This window comes from Ruegeria sp. F12, assembly GCF_056533885.1.
The window spans coordinates 314,983-333,869 of record NZ_JBQFOV010000004.1; the positions used below are offsets into that span (position 1 = coordinate 314,983).

Consider the following 18,887-nt stretch of genomic DNA (forward strand, 5'->3'; position numbering starts at 1 on the left):
GGTCGCCTTGCTGTTTGCTCAGACCGCATGGCGGTGCTCCGCGTTTTCTGACGTCTCGCGGATCAAATCTCTGAGCAATTGGAGCTGGTCCTGCCACTCAGCGCTGCCCAACGGGGCCGGTGTTCTCGCTGGAAGCCAGAATCCCAGGTGATGTTCATGCGGGGACAGGGGAACGCTGCGTTCCAGCGTGGTCATACCCTCCCTGGCCAGCCTCTCGTTCCAGTCCCGGACAAAGCAGATGCCCCTCGAGACGAAGACCAGGTGCTGGCCATCCGGGGCTCGTTTTGAGCGTGTTCCGCCGGATTGCCCTTCATCGAGCAAATCCGGCGCGGACGCGTGCCCTCGTTCTATTCTAAGTTCTTGTTCTCTGTTCGGGGGGCGATCCTGTCCCCCTTTCCCGGACAGGTCTGTCCCGCTTTGTGGACAGGATTGTCCCCCTTTGGTGCGGCTAAGCGGGACAACCTTGTCCCGCTCCCGGCGGCGATCCGTGGCTCGTTTCAGAGCCGCGTCGGTCGGGCGATAACGGGACGCGTTCCCCTTGTTGGTCCCGCGCTCGATGGTCATGTAACCCGCCGCCTCGACTTTGTTCAGCGCTCGCTTGACCGACTTGGCGTGCTTGCCGATTGCCGCGCCGATGGTCTCGAAAGACGGGCGGCTCTCGCCGGTCTCATGATTGGCATGTGCCAGTGCCAGATAGAGCGCCACGCGCAGGGCGTTGTCGTCCAGTTCGTGGTCGGTGACCATCTCCAGCAAGTATTGCAGCTTGATCTTGCAGAAGGGCAGAAGCTCAGACATCGGCCCCTCCCGCGATTGCGATCACGCCCGCGATCTGGTATCCATTCTGTGCAAACTTTTCGATTTGGCCGTTGACGCGGGTGCCAGCCCAGTCAGCGGCCTTTCGATTTCTGAGGGGGCTGGACTCACCGAAACCCGCCTCAAAAGCCGCATAATCCGGATCAAATCCGGACCGAGCCTTAACAAGGGTAATGACAAAACCGACTAAGTACCTGGATTTATTGGTCGGAGTGAGAGGATTCGAACCTCCGACCCCTGCCTCCCGAAGACAGTGCTCTACCAGGCTGAGCTACACTCCGACCGTGGCGGCGGGTCTATACCCGGCAATTTGGATGTGCAAGAGGGATTTTGCGAGTTCAAACCCTGCGCTCATTGTCGCGATTGGTGTCAGGGCAGGGCGTCCGTGCGGTAGAGGCGGATTTTGGTGCCGCCGTGGTCAACCACCGGTCCGGGCGGCAGCAAAGGCAGGCGAGTTGCGCGGGCAAGCCCCGCATTGCTGGTCACGATCCCCGCGCGCCAGCCGCTGAATCGAGAGGCAAGCACCTTGCCCAACGCCCCGTAGAGAGAGCGCAGGCGTTTTTCATCACCGATTCGTGCACCATAGGGCGGGTTGACGATGACAAGACCGGCGTCGCCGGGTGGGGGCTTGATGTCGCTGACGGCGCGGGTTTGGAACTTTGTGACCTCACTCACTCCGGCCTGCGTCGCATTGGCTTGGGCGGCTTCAACCGCGCCCGAATTGCGGTCGGAGCCCGAGAAAACAAGATCGGTTTCGGACATATCCCCGTTGGCGCGTAGATCGCCCCAAGCGGCAGGGTCGAACCCGGCAAGGTCTTCGAAGGCAAAGCTGCGGCCGCGACCGGGGTTCAGCCCCAAGGCGATCTCGGCGGCTTCGATGACGAAGGTGCCGGAGCCACACATCGGGTCCAGGACCGGTTCGGATCCGGTGTATCCGCACTCGCGCAGGAACATGGCGGCCATGGTCTCGCGCATTGGGGCTTTGGCAACTACCGGTTTGTGGCCGCGTTTGTGCAGCGGCTCGCCGGATGTATCGACTGAAAAAGTGCAGATATCCTTTTCAATGCGTAGCAGGACCCGCAGGGTGGCATCGCCCGAGATTGGCGCGCCGAGAGTTTCGGTAATTGCGTGCTCGATCCGCTGCTTTGCGGCGCCTGCATGGTAGATACGGGATTTGCGGCTGGTCGCCTCGACTTTGACCGGCACATCGGGGCGCAGAAAATCTGACCATGGAAACTTGCGGGCACGTTTGTCGAGCTGGGCCAGGTGAACGGCAGGAAAGCTACCCATGCGCAGCAAGACCTTGTTGGCACCCCGCAGACACAGATTGGCGCGCCAGACATCGGTCCATCCGCCGCGCAGGCTGACACCACCGGGTACGATTCTGGCGTTTTCGAATCCGTTTTCGACAGTCTCGGCCAGCAAGGGGGCCTCGAGGCCGGGCGTGGCCACCAGAAATATCTCGAATTTGTCGCTGTGTTCCATTTTGGGTGCTTACACCGGATGCGATCCGGGTGCGACATGCATTTTCCACGCATCGAAACTGCGCAACGTGATAGGAATGTGACAATTACTTGCGGCTTTGAGCGGTAACAGGTTTGCGTTTATGACCATCCCCGCGTAAAGGGTCCATGATCGAAAATATGCCTGCGGATTTTGGACCGTTTTCGGCGCTTTTGCGACGGAGATCCCGAAAAACCGTGCTATTGCAGGATTCCGAAAGGACGTCGGCAGAGTTGGCGCAGACAAAGAGGCTTGGAAGACCGTAGCGACATGCAAACTTTCAAACTGAAAAAAGGGTTCGAGCTGCCGGTGCTGGGTGCGCCGGATCAGACGATTCATCCTGGACCCGAGTTTTCGACCGTCGGGGTTCTGGGCGGCGACTATATTGGCCTGAAACCCAAGATGCTGGTACAAGAGGGTGACGACGTCCAGCGCGGCACGCCCCTGTTTAGTCACAAAGACGCGCCCGATGCGATGATGGTAGCGCCATTGACCGGCAAGGTCGTCGCAGTCAATCGCGGTGCTCGGCGCGTGCTGCAAAGCGTCGTGATCGAGGTGTCAGACCCCAATGACACCGGGGTTGATTTCTCGGGCACCGGGAATGCCGACAGCGCCGAGGGCGTGACGGCCAAGCTGTGTGCTGCGGGTCTTTGGACGGCCTTCCGAACGCGGCCCTATTCCAAAATGCCGACACCCGGCACCACACCTGCAGCGATTTTCGTGACGGCGATGGACAGTGAGCCTCTGGCGGGTGATGCAGCCGTGATCATCGCTGACGCAGGGGATGGTTTCGCTGCGGGTCTGGCGGCGATCGCGAACCTGACCGAAGGCAAGACCTATCTGTGCCACAAAGAGGGTGACTCGGTACCGGGCGCCGATGTGCCAGGAATTGAAGCCGCCGCATTCGCAGGGCCGCACCCGTCGGGGCTGGCGGGGACGCATATCCATTTCCTCGAGCCGCTGGCAGGGGACAAGCAGGTCTGGACCATCGGGTATCAGGACGTCATCGCCATTGGTCGCCTGATGCAGACCGGCCATCTGGACCCCAATATCGTGATCGCTCTGACCGGTCCGGGCGCGCGTCAGCCGCGCTTGATCCGCACGGTCATGGGCGCATCGACCGACGATCTGACCCGTGACGAGGTCGATGTGGACGGGACGCCCCGGATTATCTCGGGTTCGATCCTGTCAGGTGCACAGGCTGAAGGCCCGACCGCTTATCTGGGCCGCTTTGCGCGGCAGGTTTCGATCATCCGTGAAGATCACGATCAACACACGATGGGTTGGATTCTTCCGATGCCGTCGAAATTCGCCGTACAGCCCGTGTTGGGCTCGGCCTTTGCGAAAAAGCTGTATGCGTTCACTTCTAACCTGAACGGCGGCCGTCGTGCGATGGTGCCGACGGGCGTGTTCGAAGAGCTGATGCCGCAGGACTATTTGCCAACGCAACTGCTGCGCGCATTGCTTGTCATGGACACGGACACGGCGCAGGCGTTGGGTGCGTTGGAGCTGGATGAAGAGGATTTGGGCCTTGTGGGCTTTGCCTGTCCGGCAAAATATGAATACGGGCTGGCGCTGCGCGACTGCCTGACCAAGATTGAAAAGGAGGGCTGATCCACATGGGTTTGCGCAGCTTCTTCGATCGGATTGAGCCGAACTTTACCAAGGGCGGCAAGTACGAGAAGTATTTCCCCATCTACGAGATGGTCGAAAGCTTTATCTACACTCCGAAAACCGTAACCACCGTGGCCCCGCATGCGCGGTCCTACGTGGATATGAAGCGGATCATGACCTATGTCGTGATCGCCACGATCCCCTGTATCCTGTGGGGGATGTGGAATACGGGCTATCAGGCGAACTCGGCCATTGCGACGCTTGGTCCGGATGCCGCGACCGGTTGGCGTATTGCTTTGCTGCAGATGTTCGGCATCTCGCTGGATCCGTCCAGCCTGTTTGCCAATGTGTTGCACGGGTTACTTTATTTCCTGCCGATCTACATCACGACGCTGGTCGCGGGTGGTATTTTCGAGGTCATCTTTGCCACCGTGCGCGGGCATGAGGTGAACGAGGGCTTTCTTGTCACATCGATGCTCTACACGCTGATCCTGCCGGCATCGACACCGCTGTGGCAGGTCGCTTTGGGCATCATCTTTGGCGTTGTCATCGGCAAAGAAGTATTTGGCGGCACCGGCAAGAACTTCCTCAACCCGGCATTGGTGGGGCGGGCGTTCTTGTATTTCGCTTATCCCGCGCAAATGTCGGGGGACTCGGTCTGGACTCCTGTGGATGGGTTCTCGGGCGCGACCGCGTTGGGGATCACCGCAGCCGAGGGCGTTCAGGCGCTGGCGGCCGACGGTATCACTTGGGCCAATGCGTTTTTCGGCACCATTCAGGGCAGTTTTGGCGAGACATCGACCCTGGCCTGTATGATCGGCCTGGCCTTCCTGCTGACAACGAAAATTGCCAACTACCGCCTGATCCTGGGCTGTTTGGCGGGGACCATCGGCTTTAGCCTGTTGCTGAACCTGATCGGGTCGGACACCAACCCGATGTTTGCGATGCCTTGGTACTGGCACATCGTTCTGGGCGGCTACGCCTTTGGTCTGGCTTTCATGGTCACCGAGCCGGTTTCCGCCAGCCACACTAACATGGGCCGCTATATCTACGGTGCGCTGATCGGTGTCATGGTTGTGATGATCCGCGTCATTAACCCTGCTTTCCCCGAAGGCATGATGCTGGCTATCCTCTTCGGAAACGTCTTTGCGCCGCTGATCGACTATTTCGTCGTGCAAGCCAACATCAAACGGAGGGCGCGTCGCCATGTCTGATACGCAGTCCCAAGAACCAAAGGGCGCGATTGCAAAATTTCTGGCCGCCTCGCCGGATTCTGTCGGTAAAACGATAATCGTCGCGGTCGCTGTCTGCCTTGTGGCCTCGATGGTCGTATCCGCCGCAGCGGTCAGCCTGCGCCCGGTGCAAGAAGCCAACGCGCTGAAGGACAAGCAGGTCAACGTTCTGCAAGTCGCCGGTGTCTATGAGCCGGGCGTCGATGTCTCCGAAGCGTTCGCTGCGTTCGAACCGCATGTACTTGAACTGTCGACGGGCGCTTTCGTCGACGATCAGTTCGACGCTGCCACGTTTGATGACATCGCTGCGGCCAGCGATCCCGACCTGAGCGTTGCGCTGGACAATGACCCGGCAGGTATTGGGCGTCAGTCTAAGTATCGCGTGATCTACCTGTTGCGCGACGATGCGGGCGAGTTGGACAAGGTGATCCTACCGCTGCATGGCTATGGCCTGTGGTCCACGCTCTATGGCTTTATCGCACTGGAGAACAACGGCAACGATATCTTCGGCCTGCAATTCTATCAGCATGGTGAGACGCCGGGCCTTGGGGCCGAGGTGGACAACCCACGCTGGAAGGCACTGTGGAATGGAAAACGTCTGCGTGATGACGCGGGTGAGCTTCAGATCACCGTCGCCAAATCGCAGCCCGCCGCTGGCCCCGACTTCTATGTCGACGCGCTGGCCGGGGCGACGCTGACCTCGGTAGGTGTCGATAACCTTGTACGGTTCTGGATGGGAGATGCGGGTTACGCTCCGTTTCTGGCCAAACTGCAAGCAGGAGAATTCTGATGTCTCAGACTAAGAAAGAGATGCTGGTCGACCCGCTTGTCGACAATAACCCGATCACTCTGCAGGTGCTGGGCATCTGTTCGGCGCTGGCGGTGACCTCGTCACTGCAGGTCTCGATGGTGATGGCGCTGGCGGTGATCTTCGTGACCTCGTTCTCGTCCTTCTTTATCTCGTGCCTGCGCAACCAGATTCCCGGCTCGATCCGGATCATCGTGCAGATGGTGATCATCGCCTCGCTGGTGATCCTGGTGGACCAGATCCTTAAGGCCTATGCGTTTGAGATCTCGAAAACCCTGTCGGTTTTTGTCGGCCTGATCATCACCAACTGTATCGTGATGGGCCGGGCCGAGGCGTTTGCGATGAAGAACCCGCCCGTCGCGTCGTTCATCGACGGCATGGGCAACGGTATGGGCTACGGCCTGATCCTGCTGCTGGTGGGCTTCATCCGCGAGCTGTTCGGGGCCGGGTCGCTGTTTGGCATTACCATTCTGGAGACCGTCAACAACGGTGGCTGGTACGTGCCCAACGGGATGCTGCTGCTACCTCCGTCAGCGTTCTTCATCATCGGTCTGATCATCTGGGCCTTCCGCACATGGAAGCCGAACCAGGTGGAAGAGCGTGAATATAAAATTCAGCAGGTAGAGGCCCACTGATGGAAGGTCTGATTTCACTGGCCGTAAAGGCCATCTTTGTCGAAAACCTTGCGCTCAGCTTCTTTCTTGGCATGTGTACCTTCATTGCCGTGTCCAAGAAGATTTCGACCGCGCTGGGTCTGGGCATCTCGGTCATGGTTGTGCAGGCCATCACCGTGCCCGCGAACAACCTGTTGCTGAACTACCTGCTGAAACCGGGGGCGTTGGCCTGGGCGGGTTTCCCGGATGTGGACCTGACCTTCCTTGGCCTGATCTCGTATATCGGTGTGATTGCGGCGATGGTTCAGATCCTTGAGATGGTTTTGGATAAGTATTTCCCGCCGCTCTACAACGCGCTGGGGATTTTCTTGCCGCTGATCACGGTGAACTGCGCCATTCTGGGTGGTTCGCTGTTCATGGTCGAACGCGACTATAACTTTGCCGAGGCCGCGACCTACGGTCTGTCATCGGGCTTTGGCTGGGCGCTGGCCATCACCGCGATGGCGGGTGTGCGCGAAAAGCTGAAATATTCGGATATCCCCGACGGCCTGCAAGGGCTTGGGATCACCTTCATCACCGCGGGTCTGATGGCGATGGCCTTCATGTCCTTCTCAGGCGTGAAACTGTAAGGAGGGGCGCATGGAAACTTTTAGCTTAGGCGTCGTTCTTTTTACTCTGATCGTGTTGGGGCTGGTGGCCATCATCATGGCTGCGCGGTCCAAGCTGGTGTCGACCGGGAACGTGAACATCACCATCAACGGTGAGAAAACCATCTCGGTCCCAGCAGGTGGCAAACTGCTGCAAACGCTGGCGGCCGAGAAACTGTTCGTCCCCTCCGCCTGTGGCGGCGGCGGTACCTGCGCGCAATGCCGGGTGAGGGTGCATTCGGGCGGTGGCTCGATCCTGCCAACCGAGGAAAGCCATATCACCAAGCGTGAGGCTTCGTGCGGTGACCGTCTGTCCTGTCAGGTCGCGGTCAAGCAGGACATGGACATCGAAGTCCCCGAAGAGGTCTTTGGCGTCAAGAAATGGGAATGCACCGTTCGCTCGAATGAAAACGTGGCGACCTTCATCAAGGCCCTGACCCTGGACCTGCCGGAAGGCGAGGACGTGAACTTCCGCGCCGGTGGCTATATCCAGATCGAGGCCCCCGCGCACGCGTTGAAATACACCGATTTCGACGTGGAAGAGGAATATCGCGAAGATTGGGACAAGTTCAATCTGTGGCAATACGAATCCGTCGTGGCCGAACCGATTGAGCGGGCTTATTCCATGGCCAACTATCCGGACGAAAAAGGCATGATCATGCTGAACGTCCGAGTGGCTTCGCCGCCTCCGGGTTCGGATGGTATCCCCCCGGGTCAGATGTCGTCGTATATCTTCAACCTGAAACCGGGTGACAAAGTCACGATTTCGGGTCCGTTTGGTGAGTTTTTTGCCCGCGACACGCAGAAAGAGATGGTCTTTATCGGTGGTGGTGCGGGCATGGCCCCTATGCGCAGCCACATCTTCGATCAGCTCAAGCGTCTGGAAAACCGCGATCGCAAGATCAGCTTCTGGTACGGCGCGCGGTCGAAGAAAGAGATGTTCTTTGTCGAGGATTTCGACCAACTGGCCGAAGAGTTCGACAATTTCGAATGGCATGTCGCCCTGTCGGATGCGCAGCCCGAGGACGATTGGAAAGGCTATACCGGCTTCATCCACAACGTTCTGTTCGAGGAATACCTCAAGAACCACCCCGCGCCCGAGGATTGCGAGTTCTACATGTGTGGACCGCCGATCATGAACCAGTCGGTCATCAACATGCTGCTGGACTTGGGCGTGGACCGCGAAGACATCATGCTGGACGATTTCGGCGGATAAGACAGGATAAACCGGCGCAGCACAGCGCCGGTTTTTTTACAACCGGAGGTCGCTGGCCTCTGGCGACAGACAGGATTTGACGTCGAACAACACGCTTTGATCCTTGCCAAAGGCGCGTATCTCGGCTGGGGCGAGCGCCAGAAATTCCTGATGCGCAACTGCCAGAACGATACCGTCATAGGCACCGGTTTCAGGCTGCGAAGTCAATGAAATCCCGTATTCCTTCTGCGCGGCAACTGCATCCGCATGGGGGTCGTGGACATCGACTGTGACGCCATAGTCTTGCAACTCGTCAATGATATCGACAACGCGCGTGTTGCGCAGGTCGGGGCAGTTTTCCTTGAAGGTCAGACCCATCACCAGCACGCGGGCGGCGGCCACATTGATCCCGTCGCGCATCATCCGCTTGACCAGTTGCGAAACCACATAGCCGCCCATACTGTCATTCAACCGACGCCCGGCGAGAATGATCTGAGGGTGATGGCCCACGGCCTCGGCCTTGTGGGTCAGGTAATAGGGGTCGACGCCGATACAATGCCCGCCCACCAGACCGGGGCGGAAGGGTAGAAAGTTCCACTTGGTCCCCGCGGCGCGCAGAACTGCATCGGTGTCGATATCCATCCGGCCAAAGATCATCGCCAGCTCATTCACCAGCGCGATGTTCAGGTCGCGCTGGGTGTTCTCGATCACCTTTGCGGCCTCGGCCACACGGATGCTTTCCGCCTTGTGGGTGCCTACCGTGATGATCCGCGCGTAAAGCGCATCCACCAGATCGGCCACCTCAGGGGTCGAGCCGGACGTAACCTTGCAGATATCCGCGATCCGATGGGTCTTGTCGCCGGGGTTGATCCGCTCGGGGCTGTAGCCTGCAAAGAAATCGCGGTTGAACACCAGGCCCGAGGCGCGTTCCAACACTGGCACACAGTCTTCCTCGGTCGCGCCGGGGTATACGGTGGATTCGTAGATAACCAGATCACCGGGTTTCAGCACGCGTCCAACGGTTTCAGACGCGCTGAGCAGCGGTGTTAAGTCAGGCTGCTTGCCTGCCGTGATCGGGGTGGGGACAGTGACGATATAGGTGTCGCATCCGGCGATTTCTGCCGCATCGGTGGTGAAGGACAGGCCGGTTGCGGCGCGCAGGTCCTCGGGCTCGACCTCATGGGTTGCGTCCTGACCGGCGCGCAGGGCGGTTATCCGGGCTGTGTTGATGTCAAAGCCAATCACAGGGCCTATTTTGCCGAAGGCCACTGCCAGCGGCAGGCCGACATAGCCCAGTCCGATCACGGCGATCTTGCGGGCGTTGGGGTCTGTTTCAAACATCGCCGTCATTTTCCATGATAGTCGCGGAACCACGCGACGAACCGGGCAATGCCCTCTTTGAAATCGGTTTGCGGGCGGTACCCTGTCAGGGATTGCAGCAGATCATTATCGGCCCATGTCGCAGGCACATCGCCCATCTGCATAGGCATGTAGTTTCGGATAGCCTTTTTGCCCAAGGCATCCTCAATGGCCTCGATGAAGTCCATCAGCCGCACCTTGTCTCCATTGCCGATATTCACCACCCGCCACGGCGCTGCCGGAGACAGGCTGTCGCCCTCGGCAATCTGATCCGCGCTGTCCGGGCGCACGGGCGGCACGTCGATCAGCAGGCGGATACCCCGCACCAGATCCTCGACATAGGTGAAGTCGCGGTACATGTCGCCGTTGTTGTAGATGTCGATCGGTCGGTCATCCAGAATGGCGTCCACAAATTTGTAGAGCGCCAGATCGGGACGCCCCCAACTGCCGTAAACAGTGAAAAAGCGGAACATCGTCGTCGGCAGGTTCCACAGATGAGCGTAGGAATGGCCCATCGCCTCATTTGCTTTCTTCGTGGCTGCGTAGATCGTCAGAGGGGTGTCGGCCTTTTCGACCTCGGTAAACGGCATCTCTTCGTTCGCACCGTAAACGGATGAGGTCGATGCCATCAGCAGATGCGCAACTTCATGTTCGCGGGCAATCTCCATGACATTGAATGTGCCCACGACGTTCGAGTTGATATAGCTGCGCGGGTCTTCCAGGCTGTAGCGAACCCCGGCTTGTGCGGCGAGGTGAACGATGACCTCGGGCTTGAAGTCATCGGCGATCTGTTTCAGGCGGTCGTGATTTTCCAGCAAGTCCTCGGTTGCGGAAAAGCCCGGATTTTGCAGCAGCATCTGATGGCGGCGCTGTTTGAGGGTGACGTCGTAATAGTCGGTCATCCCGTCATAGCCGTGCACACGAAAGCCTTCGGCCAGCAAAAGCTTGGCCAGATGGAACCCGATGAACCCGGCCGTTCCGGTGACAAGAACCCGTTTCATGCAACCCCCTGTTTCATCGCCGTTTGATGCTGCATCAGGGATACTGTCACCGGCCCGAGGTCAAGCGGTTTTCGCACTTTAGAGTGTCAGCCGACGATCATCTGTTTCATGCGGAGGGCTTCGTATTCCAGCTCTTTCAGGCGGAAATGAACGACGTCACCAATGGTGATCACGCCGCGCAGGGCACCGTCGGCGAGAACCGGCATATGGCGGAACCGCCCCTCGGTCATGGTTTTCAGAACGTCGTTCAGCGGGTCATCAGGTGCGCAGGTTTTGACCTCACGCGTCATCAGGTCCTCGACCGATTGGGGAAGCGTCTGACCGGGGGTGTCGGCCATGCGGCGCACGATATCGCGTTCCGACAGAATGCCTTGCAGTGCGCCGTTTTGGTCTGTCACCAGAACCGCCCCGATTTTCTTTTCCTTCAGCGTGTTCACCACCGAGTGAATCGTGTCGTTTGGACGCACCGAGAACACCGCATTTCCCTTGCCCTCAAGCAGTTTCGCCACGGTCGTCTGCGAGTGTGAAAGGTTCGAATCGGCCGACTGGCTGCGCGTGCTGGTCGCGGCCTTGTCGCCGCGGGTCGGTGGCTGGTAAGAGCTTGGGGCCATGGGCATTCTCCTTCTGCTTTGTTATTTACCTTAGCGCAGCCAAACGACCTGTATAGGGTGCAATTGCCCGTTCCGTGGAAAACTGCCGAAAACCAAGGATATCCGAACTTTTGTCCGACCTTTCTCTGACCCCGCCTGTTGCAGCGCTGATCTTTTTCGCCGTGGTTGTATGCGGGCACAATTTTCGCATGGCATGGAAACAACAAGCGCCGGGGTGGCAGAAAAAGGCGTGGCTGTTTGGGGTGCCTGCCGGAATTGGCCTGCTGGTTTTGGGCTTCATGCCGCTGAAACTCTGACGCAGGTTTGACTCTGATCCGAGGCGCTGGCATATGCCGGGCACGTTTTCCTAAGAGGGTGCCGTGATGCGTCTTGTCCCCGTTTTGGCTGTTGCCGCGCTGGTGTCTGGCTGTTTGTTCGACAAAGAACCAGAGGTCGTGCGCCTGTCTGGCGAAACCATGGGGACGACTTTCAACATCACCGCCATCGGCGTGGACCTGGACGAAGAGGCGCTGGCAGGTGCAGTCGATCAGACGCTGGCCGAGGTCAACGCCAAGATGTCCAACTGGGATCCGAATTCCGAGGTGTCCACCTTTTCTGCGTCGGACAGCACCGATGCCGTGGCCGTATCTGACGAATTTGCGTTGGTGATTGATGCGGCAAATGACGTGCACGAGAAAACGGGCGGCACGTTTGACGTCACCCTTGGCCCGCTGATTGAGCTGTGGGGCTTTGGCCCGCGCAAACCCGAAGATCCTGTGCCATCGGATGCCGAAATTCAGGCCGCGCTGGACAGCGTCGGTCAGTCCCGCCTGTTGACGCTGGACCGCGAGGCCGGGACGTTGGCCAAATCGGATGCGGATGTAGGCATCAACTTGTCGGCCATCGCCAAAGGCTATGGCATTGATGCGGTGGCCGAAACGCTGCGCGAAGCTGGGATCGAGAACTACATGGTCGAGATCGGCGGCGATCTGGTCACTATGGGTCAGAATGACAAGGACGAGGCCTGGCGGATCGGGATCGAAAAACCTGAAACTGGCGTGCAGGCCATTCAGTTGATCGTTCAGCTTGACGATCTGGGGATGGCGACCTCGGGCGATTACAAGAACTTCTTCGAACAGGACGGCGTGCGCTATTCGCATATTATCGACCCGGTGACAGGCCGCCCGATCACGCATCGGACCACCTCGGTCACGGTGCTGGCGGAAAACGCGATGATGGCCGATGCCTGGGCCACGGCCATGTTGGCGCTGGGGCAGGAAAAAGGGCTGGAACTGGCCGAAAAGCATAAACTTGCCGTGTATTTCATCTCGCGGGATGTGACAGGAGGCGAAGATGCCTATATCACGGTCCATAGCAGCGCGTTCAAAGACGCCTTGGGCAGCAACTGACGGATACGGATCATGAGCACCTTTATTCTGGCTTTCATACTGCTGGCTCTTGTGATGGTCGGCATGTCGCTGGGCGTGATGCTGATGGGCAAGACCATCAAGGGCAGCTGTGGCGGTCTGAACGCGATCTCGGGTGCGGATAAATGCGTCGTCTGTCAGAAAGATGTCGACCCGAACAGCCCGCTGCGTGATCAGTTGCAGTGCAAGCGCGCCAAGAAGATGCTGGAACAGATGGAACGCGAAGCGCAGGTGTAAATTCCGCTTCGCCGCTGACGCCGAATTGGTTAGCCTAAGCCCCGGACGATCAAAGGGGCGTATCCGTGGCAAAAGCCAAAAACATCCTGTTCATCATGTTCGACCAGCTGCGCTGGGATTATCTGAGCTGCTACGGCCATCCGCATCTGCATACTCCGAATATCGACCGGTTGGCGGCGCGGGGTGTGCGATTTGACAGGGCTTATATCCAATCACCCATTTGCGGCAGCTCTCGCATGTCGACCTATACGGGGCGCTATGTGCATTCGCACGGCGCATCCTGGAACGGCATCCCGCTGAAGGTTGGGGAGATGACGATGGGCGATCACCTGCGCAGGGCCGGAATGGAGTGCTGGCTGGTCGGCAAAACTCATATGCGCGCGGATGCCGAGGGGATGGCCCGACTGGGTCTGGAGCCTGACAGCCTGATTGGGGCCCGTGTGGCCGAATGCGGTTTTGACGTGTTCGAACGCGATGACGGGATGCTGCCCGAGGGACCGGATGGTTATTACGATCCGGACGGTGCGAAAGAGTACAACAAGTACCTCACTGCCAAAGGGTATGAGAGTGACAACCCGTGGCACGATTTTGCCAATTCTGGTCTGGACGCAGATGGCAACGTACTGTCTGGCTGGTTCCTGAAGCATTCGACCGAGGCGGCAAATATCGCCGAGGAAGACAGCGAAACCCCATACCTGACCGGGCGCGGGATCGAGTTCATGGATACTCATGACGGCCCCTGGTGTTGCCATCTGAGCTTCATCAAGCCCCATTGGCCTTATATCGTGCCCGAGCCCTATGCCTCGATGTACGGCCCCGATGACGTGCTGCCGGTAAACCGGTCCGAGGCTGAGCGTGACAACGCGCATCCCGTTCTGCGCGCTTTCATGGACACAAAGATCGGCCAGACATTCTCGCGGCAGGATGTGCGCGAGGCGGTGATCCCCGCCTATATGGGTTTGATCAAACAGGCGGATGACCAGATGGGCCACCTGTTCGACTGGATGGAAAAAACCGGCCGGATGGAGGACACGATGATCGTGCTGACCTCGGATCACGGCGATTTTCTGGGCGATCACTGGATGGGGGAGAAGACGTTCTTCCACGATGCCTCGACCAAAGTGCCGCTGATCATCTATGATCCATCGTCCGCCGCTGACGCCACGCGCGGCACGGCCTGTGATGCGTTGGTGGAATCCATCGATCTTGCCCCGACCTTTCTGAACGTGGCCGGTGGCGCAGATGCCTCGCATATCCTCGAAGGGCATTCCCTGTTGCCGATCCTGTATGGGACACAGGCGGAAACTCCGCGGGATGTGGTGATTTGCGAATATGATTATTCGGCCTCGCCGCTAGCGGAGAAACTGAATGCCTCGGTCCGCGACGCGGTGATGTTCATGGTCGCCGACAGGAAGTGGAAGCTGATCCATTGCGAGGGTGGCCATCGTCCTTTGCTGTTTGATCTGGAAAACGATCCACAGGAATTGACCGATCTGGGCGACAGCGCCGACCACGCCGACGTCATCGCGCAGATGTATGAGCATCTGTTTACGTGGACCCGCAGGCAATCTCAGCGCACCACGCGGTCCGAGGCGCAACTGATCGAGATGCGGACCAAAAGCCGGGGCCGGGGGGTTGTTGTCGGCATCTACGACGAAAACGACATGCCGTTGGAGTTGACGGTGAAATACCGAGGCCGCAAAGCGCGCCCGTATCGGGAGATTGTCGGCAAGGATTAAATTCGCCGCGTCTACGCCAAAAGGCGGTTCACCCGGCGTCGGCCAAGGGGTAAAAGGTCAGGCAAGAGCAGCAATCCCGGAGAGTCCGAATGACCGCCCCCAAACCTGTCGTCCTGTGCATTCTTGATGGTTGGGGTTTGTCCGAGGACACCGAGGCCAACGCCCCCTATCTGGCGCAGACCCCGACATTTGACGCGATCATGGCGCGAGGGCCGCACGCGCAACTGATCACACACGGGCCAGACGTGGGTCTTCCCAGCGGCCAGATGGGCAATTCCGAGGTCGGCCATACCAATATTGGCGCAGGCCGCGTGGTGGCTATGGATCTTGGGCAGATTGATCTGGCGATCGAGGATGGGTCATTTTTCGAAAATCAGGCGTTGCAGGCCTTCATCGCCAAGGTGAAGGCGGCGGGCGGCACGGCGCATCTGATGGGTCTGGTCTCGGATGGCGGCGTGCATGGGCACCTGAACCACATCGTCGCGGCGGCCAAGGCGATCACGGATGCGGGCGTGCCGGTGGCGTTGCACGCGGTGACGGATGGGCGGGACGTTGCGCCGAAATCGGCCGCGCCCTTTGTCGCCGAACTGGAAGAGCGACTACCCGAAGGCGCGCAGATCGTCACCGTCAGCGGGCGCTACTATGCCATGGACCGCGACAATCGGTGGGAAAGGGTCAGTCAGGCCTATGCTGCCATGATCAACGGGCAGGGGCGGGCGGCTAGCACGGCGCATGGGGCCATCGACCACGCTTACAACCAGTCGGAAACCGATGAATTCATCGTGCCCACGGTGCTGGACGGGTTCGATGGGGTGACGGATGGCGACGGGTTCTTCTGTCTGAACTTCCGCGCCGACCGCGCCCGCGAAATCCTGCGCGCGATTGGCGAGCCGGGTTTTGCCGATTTCGACACCGGGCCGCGTCCGCATCTGTCGGCTTTGCTGGGAATGGTGGAATACTCAGACGGCCACAACGCCTATATGACCACTGTATTCCCCAAGCGAGACATCGTGAACACCCTCGGTGAATGGGTGGCCAAACAAGGTCTGCGTCAGTTCCGTTTGGCTGAGACCGAGAAATACCCCCATGTCACCTTCTTCCTCAACGGTGGCAAGGAAACCCCCGAGGTGGGCGAAGACCGCTATATGCCCAAATCGCCAAAAGTGGCGACCTATGATTTGCAGCCCGAGATGTCGTCGGCCGAGGTGACGGCCAAATTCGTTGAGGCGATTGAAGAGGGCTATGACCTGATCGTCACCAACTATGCCAACCCCGATATGGTCGGCCATACCGGCGACCTTCAAGCAGCCATCAAGGCGTGCGAGGCGGTGGATCAGGGCTTGGCACAGGTCGTTTCTGCGCTGACCAAAGCAGGGGGCGCGATGATCGTGACGGCGGATCACGGCAACTGCGAGGTGATGGTCGACCCTGAAACCGGTGGGCCGCATACAGCGCATACGCTGAACCCGGTGCCCGTGGCTTTGGTCGGCGGACCCGAGGGCGCTACGCTGCGCGAGGGGCGGCTGTCGGATCTGGCACCGACACTGTTGGACCTGATGGGACTGGAGCAGCCTCAGGAAATGACCGGGCGCAGCTTGCTGTCATGAGGGCGCTTCCTGTTCTGCTCGCAGCCCTTCTGGCAGCCCCGCTTTACGCGCAGACGGACCCGTCCACTGCGGCGCTGAACGCGGCGCGCCAGCTCGAGGCGGCCTCGATCGCGCTGACCGAAGCCGACAGCGCGCGGGATCGGGTGCGGGCGTTGACCACCACGGTGCAGGCTTATGAGGCCGGGTTGACGGCGATGCGCGAAGGCTTGCGCAAGGCCGCTACGCGCGAGGCGAAGCTGACCGCCGAATTGCACGCGCGGGAAAAGGATGTGGCGCAACTGTTGGGTGTGTTGCAAACGATCGAGACCACAGCGCCGCCGGTTTTGATGCTGCACCCGTCGGGCCCGTTGGGATCCGCGAGGGCGGGCATGATGTTGTCCGAGGTCACGCCGGGCCTGAACGCCCGCGCTCAGGCGCTGGCCAGTGACCTGCGAGAGGTTCAGACGCTGCGCCAATTGCAGCAAAGTGCGACTGAAACCCTGACCGAAGGGTTGGTGGGTGTGCAATCTGCCCGAACCCAACTAAGCGCCGCGATTGCCGACCGTACAGACCTGCCGCGCCGCTTTGTCGAAGACCCTATTCGTACCGCCATCCTGATTTCTTCGACCGAGACTTTGGAAGGCTTCGCAAGCGGTCTGTCTGAGATTTCCGAGGGTGAAATTGCCGCTACCAATGCCGATGTATCCGACCGCAAGGGTCAGATCGACCTGCCAACGCAAGGGATCATCCTGCATCGCGCGGGCGAGACCGATGCCGCAGGCGTGACACGCCCCGGCATTGTGATGGGCACCCGGCCCCGCGCGATTGTTACATCGCCCACGGCCGCGACGATCCGCTATCGCGGGCCGCTGCTGGATTTGGGCAATCTGGTGATATTGGAGCCGCAACCGGGTCTTTTGTTCGTCTTTTCCGGCTTGCAAGAGGTGTATGGAGAGACGGGTCAGGTGATCCCGCAAGGCTCACCCGTTGGGTTGATGCCAGGTGAAACGCCGGAAATCGGCGCTATTTTGTCAACAAGCAGTGATGGCACTGGAACTGACCGCTCAGAAACGCTCTATATAGAGGTAAGACAAGAAAACAGCCCCGTGGACCCGGAATCGTGGTTTCGGACCGACAAGGATGGATAACCGAGTATGAAGAAATTTGTGATGGCCGGTTTGGCCGGAACCGTGGCAGGCATTATCGCAACCACTCAGATTGCAGGCCCCTTGCTGGCGCAAGAGGCCGAGAACAAGGCGAGCGTTTATCAGCAGCTTGACCTTTTTGGGGACATTTTCGAGCGTATCCGTTCGCAATATGTCGAAGAGGTTGAGCCCGAAGATCTGATCGAAGCGGCGATTGACGGAATGCTGACCTCGCTTGATCCCCATTCCAGCTACCTGTCGCCTAGCGATGCAGAGCAGATGCGTGTTCAGACGCGCGGTGAGTTTGGCGGGCTGGGGATCGAGGTTACGCAGGAAGAAGGTTATGTCAAAGTGGTCTCACCCATCGACGACACGCCGGCTGATGAGGCCGGGATCGAAGCGGGCGATTTCATCACCCATGTGGATGGCGAAAGCATTCTGGGCCTGACGCTGGACAAGGCGGTCGATCTGATGCGTGGGCCGGTGGGCTCGGAAATCGTGATCACCGTAGTTCGTGAGGGCGAGCAGGAGCCTTTTGACATCACCATTGTCCGCGACACGATCAAGCTGACTGCCGTGCGCGCCCGGACCGAAGGTACCAGTGTCGTTCTGCGTGTGACGACGTTCAACGACCAAACCTTCCCCAATCTGCAAGAGGGCCTGAACGAGCAGATCGAAGAGATCGGCGGCATCGACAAGGTCAACGGCGTTGTTCTGGACCTGCGCAACAACCCCGGTGGTCTGCTGACGCAGGCGATCAAGGTTTCAGACGCATTCCTGAACGAGGGCGAAATCGTTTCAACCCGTGGTCGTGACCCGGGCGAGGGTGAGCGGTTCAACGCCACCGCCGGCGATCTGGCCGAAGGCAAGCCGATCGTGGTGCTGATCAATGGCGGGTCGGCCTCAGCCTCGGAAATCGTGGCGGGTGCGCTGCAAGACCATCGCCGGGCGATTGTCGTGGGCACGAAGAGTTTTGGCAAAGGCTCGGTCCAGACGGTCATGCCGCTGCGCGGGGATGGTGCGATGCGTCTGACGACGTCACGCTATTACACGCCGTCGGGACGCTCGATCCAGGCGCTTGGGGTCAGCCCGGACATTATTGTGGAACAACCGCGTCGCGCTGCGGATACCGAGGAAGAGGAAACAAACCCCCGCACCCGGTCCGAGGCCGATCTGCGTGGCAGCCTGAACAATGACAGCCTCAGCGAGGATGAGATCCGTCAGATCGAGGAAGACCGCGCCAAGGCTGAAGAAACCGCCGAATTGCGGGAAGAGGATTACCAATTGGCCTATGCCATCGACATCCTCAAAGGTCTGTCGGCCTTCCGGCCCAACGGCCCGTCCCAGTAAATCGAAGGGCCGCTCCAGGGCGGCCCT

The 18,887-nt window shown here is 59.4% G+C and carries 18 protein-coding genes and 1 tRNA gene; 13 read left to right on the forward strand and 6 right to left on the reverse strand.

From position 1 onward, the window contains the following. Nucleotides 1-18: 18 nt before the first annotated feature. From ACR0CA_RS08150 to ACR0CA_RS08160, 3 genes are all read right to left on the reverse strand, one after another. Nucleotides 19-795, reverse strand: coding sequence for a helix-turn-helix domain-containing protein (locus tag ACR0CA_RS08150; RefSeq protein WP_480898206.1), 777 nt, complete (start codon nt 793-795; stop codon nt 19-21). Nucleotides 796-1,017: 222 nt separating this feature from the next. Then, nucleotides 1,018-1,094: transfer RNA gene (locus ACR0CA_RS08155), tRNA-Pro, on the reverse strand. Nucleotides 1,095-1,182: 88 nt separating this feature from the next. Further along, on the reverse strand, nt 1,183-2,298 hold the full coding sequence (locus ACR0CA_RS08160; RefSeq protein ID WP_480898208.1) for a THUMP domain-containing class I SAM-dependent RNA methyltransferase: 1,116 nt from the start codon (nt 2,296-2,298) through the stop codon (nt 1,183-1,185). A gap of 288 nt (nt 2,299-2,586) precedes the next feature. Between ACR0CA_RS08160 and ACR0CA_RS08165 the strand changes: the two genes are divergently transcribed. The 6 genes from ACR0CA_RS08165 to nqrF are packed head-to-tail and all read left to right on the forward strand — an operon-like array spanning nt 2,587 to nt 8,447. After that, a complete protein-coding gene (locus ACR0CA_RS08165; RefSeq protein ID WP_480898210.1) occupies nt 2,587-3,930 on the forward strand; it encodes a Na(+)-translocating NADH-quinone reductase subunit A in 1,344 nt (447 codons plus the stop codon). Nucleotides 3,931-3,935: 5 nt separating this feature from the next. Beyond that, complete coding sequence (locus tag ACR0CA_RS08170; RefSeq protein ID WP_170356560.1) at nt 3,936-5,144, forward strand: NADH:ubiquinone reductase (Na(+)-transporting) subunit B; 1,209 nt, start codon at nt 3,936-3,938, stop codon at nt 5,142-5,144. After that, nucleotides 5,137-5,952: a Na(+)-translocating NADH-quinone reductase subunit C gene (locus ACR0CA_RS08175; protein ID WP_480551114.1), complete on the forward strand. Its 816-nt coding sequence runs from the start codon at nt 5,137-5,139 to the stop codon at nt 5,950-5,952. The genes ACR0CA_RS08170 and ACR0CA_RS08175 overlap by 8 nt, the downstream gene beginning before the upstream one ends. Continuing rightward, nucleotides 5,952-6,605, forward strand: coding sequence for an NADH:ubiquinone reductase (Na(+)-transporting) subunit D (locus ACR0CA_RS08180; RefSeq protein WP_117873115.1), 654 nt, complete (start codon nt 5,952-5,954; stop codon nt 6,603-6,605). Before ACR0CA_RS08175 ends, ACR0CA_RS08180 begins: the two co-directional genes overlap by 1 nt. Beyond that, nucleotides 6,605-7,213, forward strand: a complete 609-nt coding sequence (gene nqrE, locus ACR0CA_RS08185; protein WP_050603817.1) for an NADH:ubiquinone reductase (Na(+)-transporting) subunit E — start codon at nt 6,605-6,607, stop codon at nt 7,211-7,213. The genes ACR0CA_RS08180 and nqrE overlap by 1 nt, the downstream gene beginning before the upstream one ends. A 10-nt stretch (nt 7,214-7,223) precedes the next feature. Further along, the gene (gene nqrF, locus ACR0CA_RS08190; protein WP_170789852.1) at nt 7,224-8,447 is read left to right on the forward strand and encodes an NADH:ubiquinone reductase (Na(+)-transporting) subunit F; all 1,224 of its coding nucleotides are present in this window, start codon (nt 7,224-7,226) and stop codon (nt 8,445-8,447) included. Nucleotides 8,448-8,483: 36 nt separating this feature from the next. Here nqrF and tviB read toward each other — a convergent pair whose 3' ends face one another. The 3 genes from tviB to ACR0CA_RS08205 form a co-directional block, all read right to left on the reverse strand. Beyond that, on the reverse strand, nt 8,484-9,767 hold the full coding sequence (gene tviB / locus ACR0CA_RS08195; RefSeq protein WP_480898212.1) for a Vi polysaccharide biosynthesis UDP-N-acetylglucosamine C-6 dehydrogenase TviB: 1,284 nt from the start codon (nt 9,765-9,767) through the stop codon (nt 8,484-8,486). A gap of 5 nt (nt 9,768-9,772) precedes the next feature. Further along, a complete protein-coding gene (locus ACR0CA_RS08200; RefSeq protein ID WP_480898215.1) occupies nt 9,773-10,786 on the reverse strand; it encodes a GDP-mannose 4,6-dehydratase in 1,014 nt (337 codons plus the stop codon). Between the two features lie 86 nt (nt 10,787-10,872). Continuing rightward, entirely contained in the window at nt 10,873-11,397 is a 525-nt protein-coding gene (locus tag ACR0CA_RS08205; protein ID WP_480898217.1) for a CBS domain-containing protein, read from the reverse strand. A 110-nt stretch (nt 11,398-11,507) separates the two neighbouring features. Between ACR0CA_RS08205 and ACR0CA_RS08210 the strand changes: the two genes are divergently transcribed. The 7 genes from ACR0CA_RS08210 (at nt 11,508) to ACR0CA_RS08240 (ending at nt 18,860) form a co-directional block, all read left to right on the forward strand. Next, complete coding sequence (locus ACR0CA_RS08210) at nt 11,508-11,693, forward strand: hypothetical protein (RefSeq protein ID WP_170773143.1); 186 nt, start codon at nt 11,508-11,510, stop codon at nt 11,691-11,693. A 66-nt stretch (nt 11,694-11,759) separates the two neighbouring features. Continuing rightward, nucleotides 11,760-12,785 (forward strand): FAD:protein FMN transferase, encoded by a 1,026-nt coding sequence (locus ACR0CA_RS08215; protein ID WP_480898219.1) that lies wholly within the window; start codon nt 11,760-11,762, stop codon nt 12,783-12,785. A 12-nt stretch (nt 12,786-12,797) separates the two neighbouring features. Then, nucleotides 12,798-13,040 carry a (Na+)-NQR maturation NqrM gene (nqrM, locus tag ACR0CA_RS08220; protein ID WP_170356551.1) on the forward strand — a complete coding sequence of 81 codons (243 nt, stop codon included), beginning with the start codon at nt 12,798-12,800 and terminating at the stop codon, nt 13,038-13,040. A gap of 65 nt (nt 13,041-13,105) precedes the next feature. Beyond that, nucleotides 13,106-14,779 (forward strand): sulfatase-like hydrolase/transferase, encoded by a 1,674-nt coding sequence (locus tag ACR0CA_RS08225; RefSeq protein WP_480898222.1) that lies wholly within the window; start codon nt 13,106-13,108, stop codon nt 14,777-14,779. Nucleotides 14,780-14,868: 89 nt separating this feature from the next. Beyond that, entirely contained in the window at nt 14,869-16,386 is a 1,518-nt protein-coding gene (gene gpmI / locus ACR0CA_RS08230; RefSeq protein ID WP_480898224.1) for a 2,3-bisphosphoglycerate-independent phosphoglycerate mutase, read from the forward strand. After that, complete coding sequence (locus ACR0CA_RS08235) at nt 16,383-17,513, forward strand: murein hydrolase activator EnvC family protein (protein ID WP_480898225.1); 1,131 nt, start codon at nt 16,383-16,385, stop codon at nt 17,511-17,513. Before gpmI ends, ACR0CA_RS08235 begins: the two co-directional genes overlap by 4 nt. 6 nt (nt 17,514-17,519) lie before the next feature. Beyond that, nucleotides 17,520-18,860, forward strand: a complete 1,341-nt coding sequence (locus tag ACR0CA_RS08240; RefSeq protein WP_170789846.1) for a S41 family peptidase — start codon at nt 17,520-17,522, stop codon at nt 18,858-18,860. Nucleotides 18,861-18,887 lie beyond the last annotated feature (27 nt).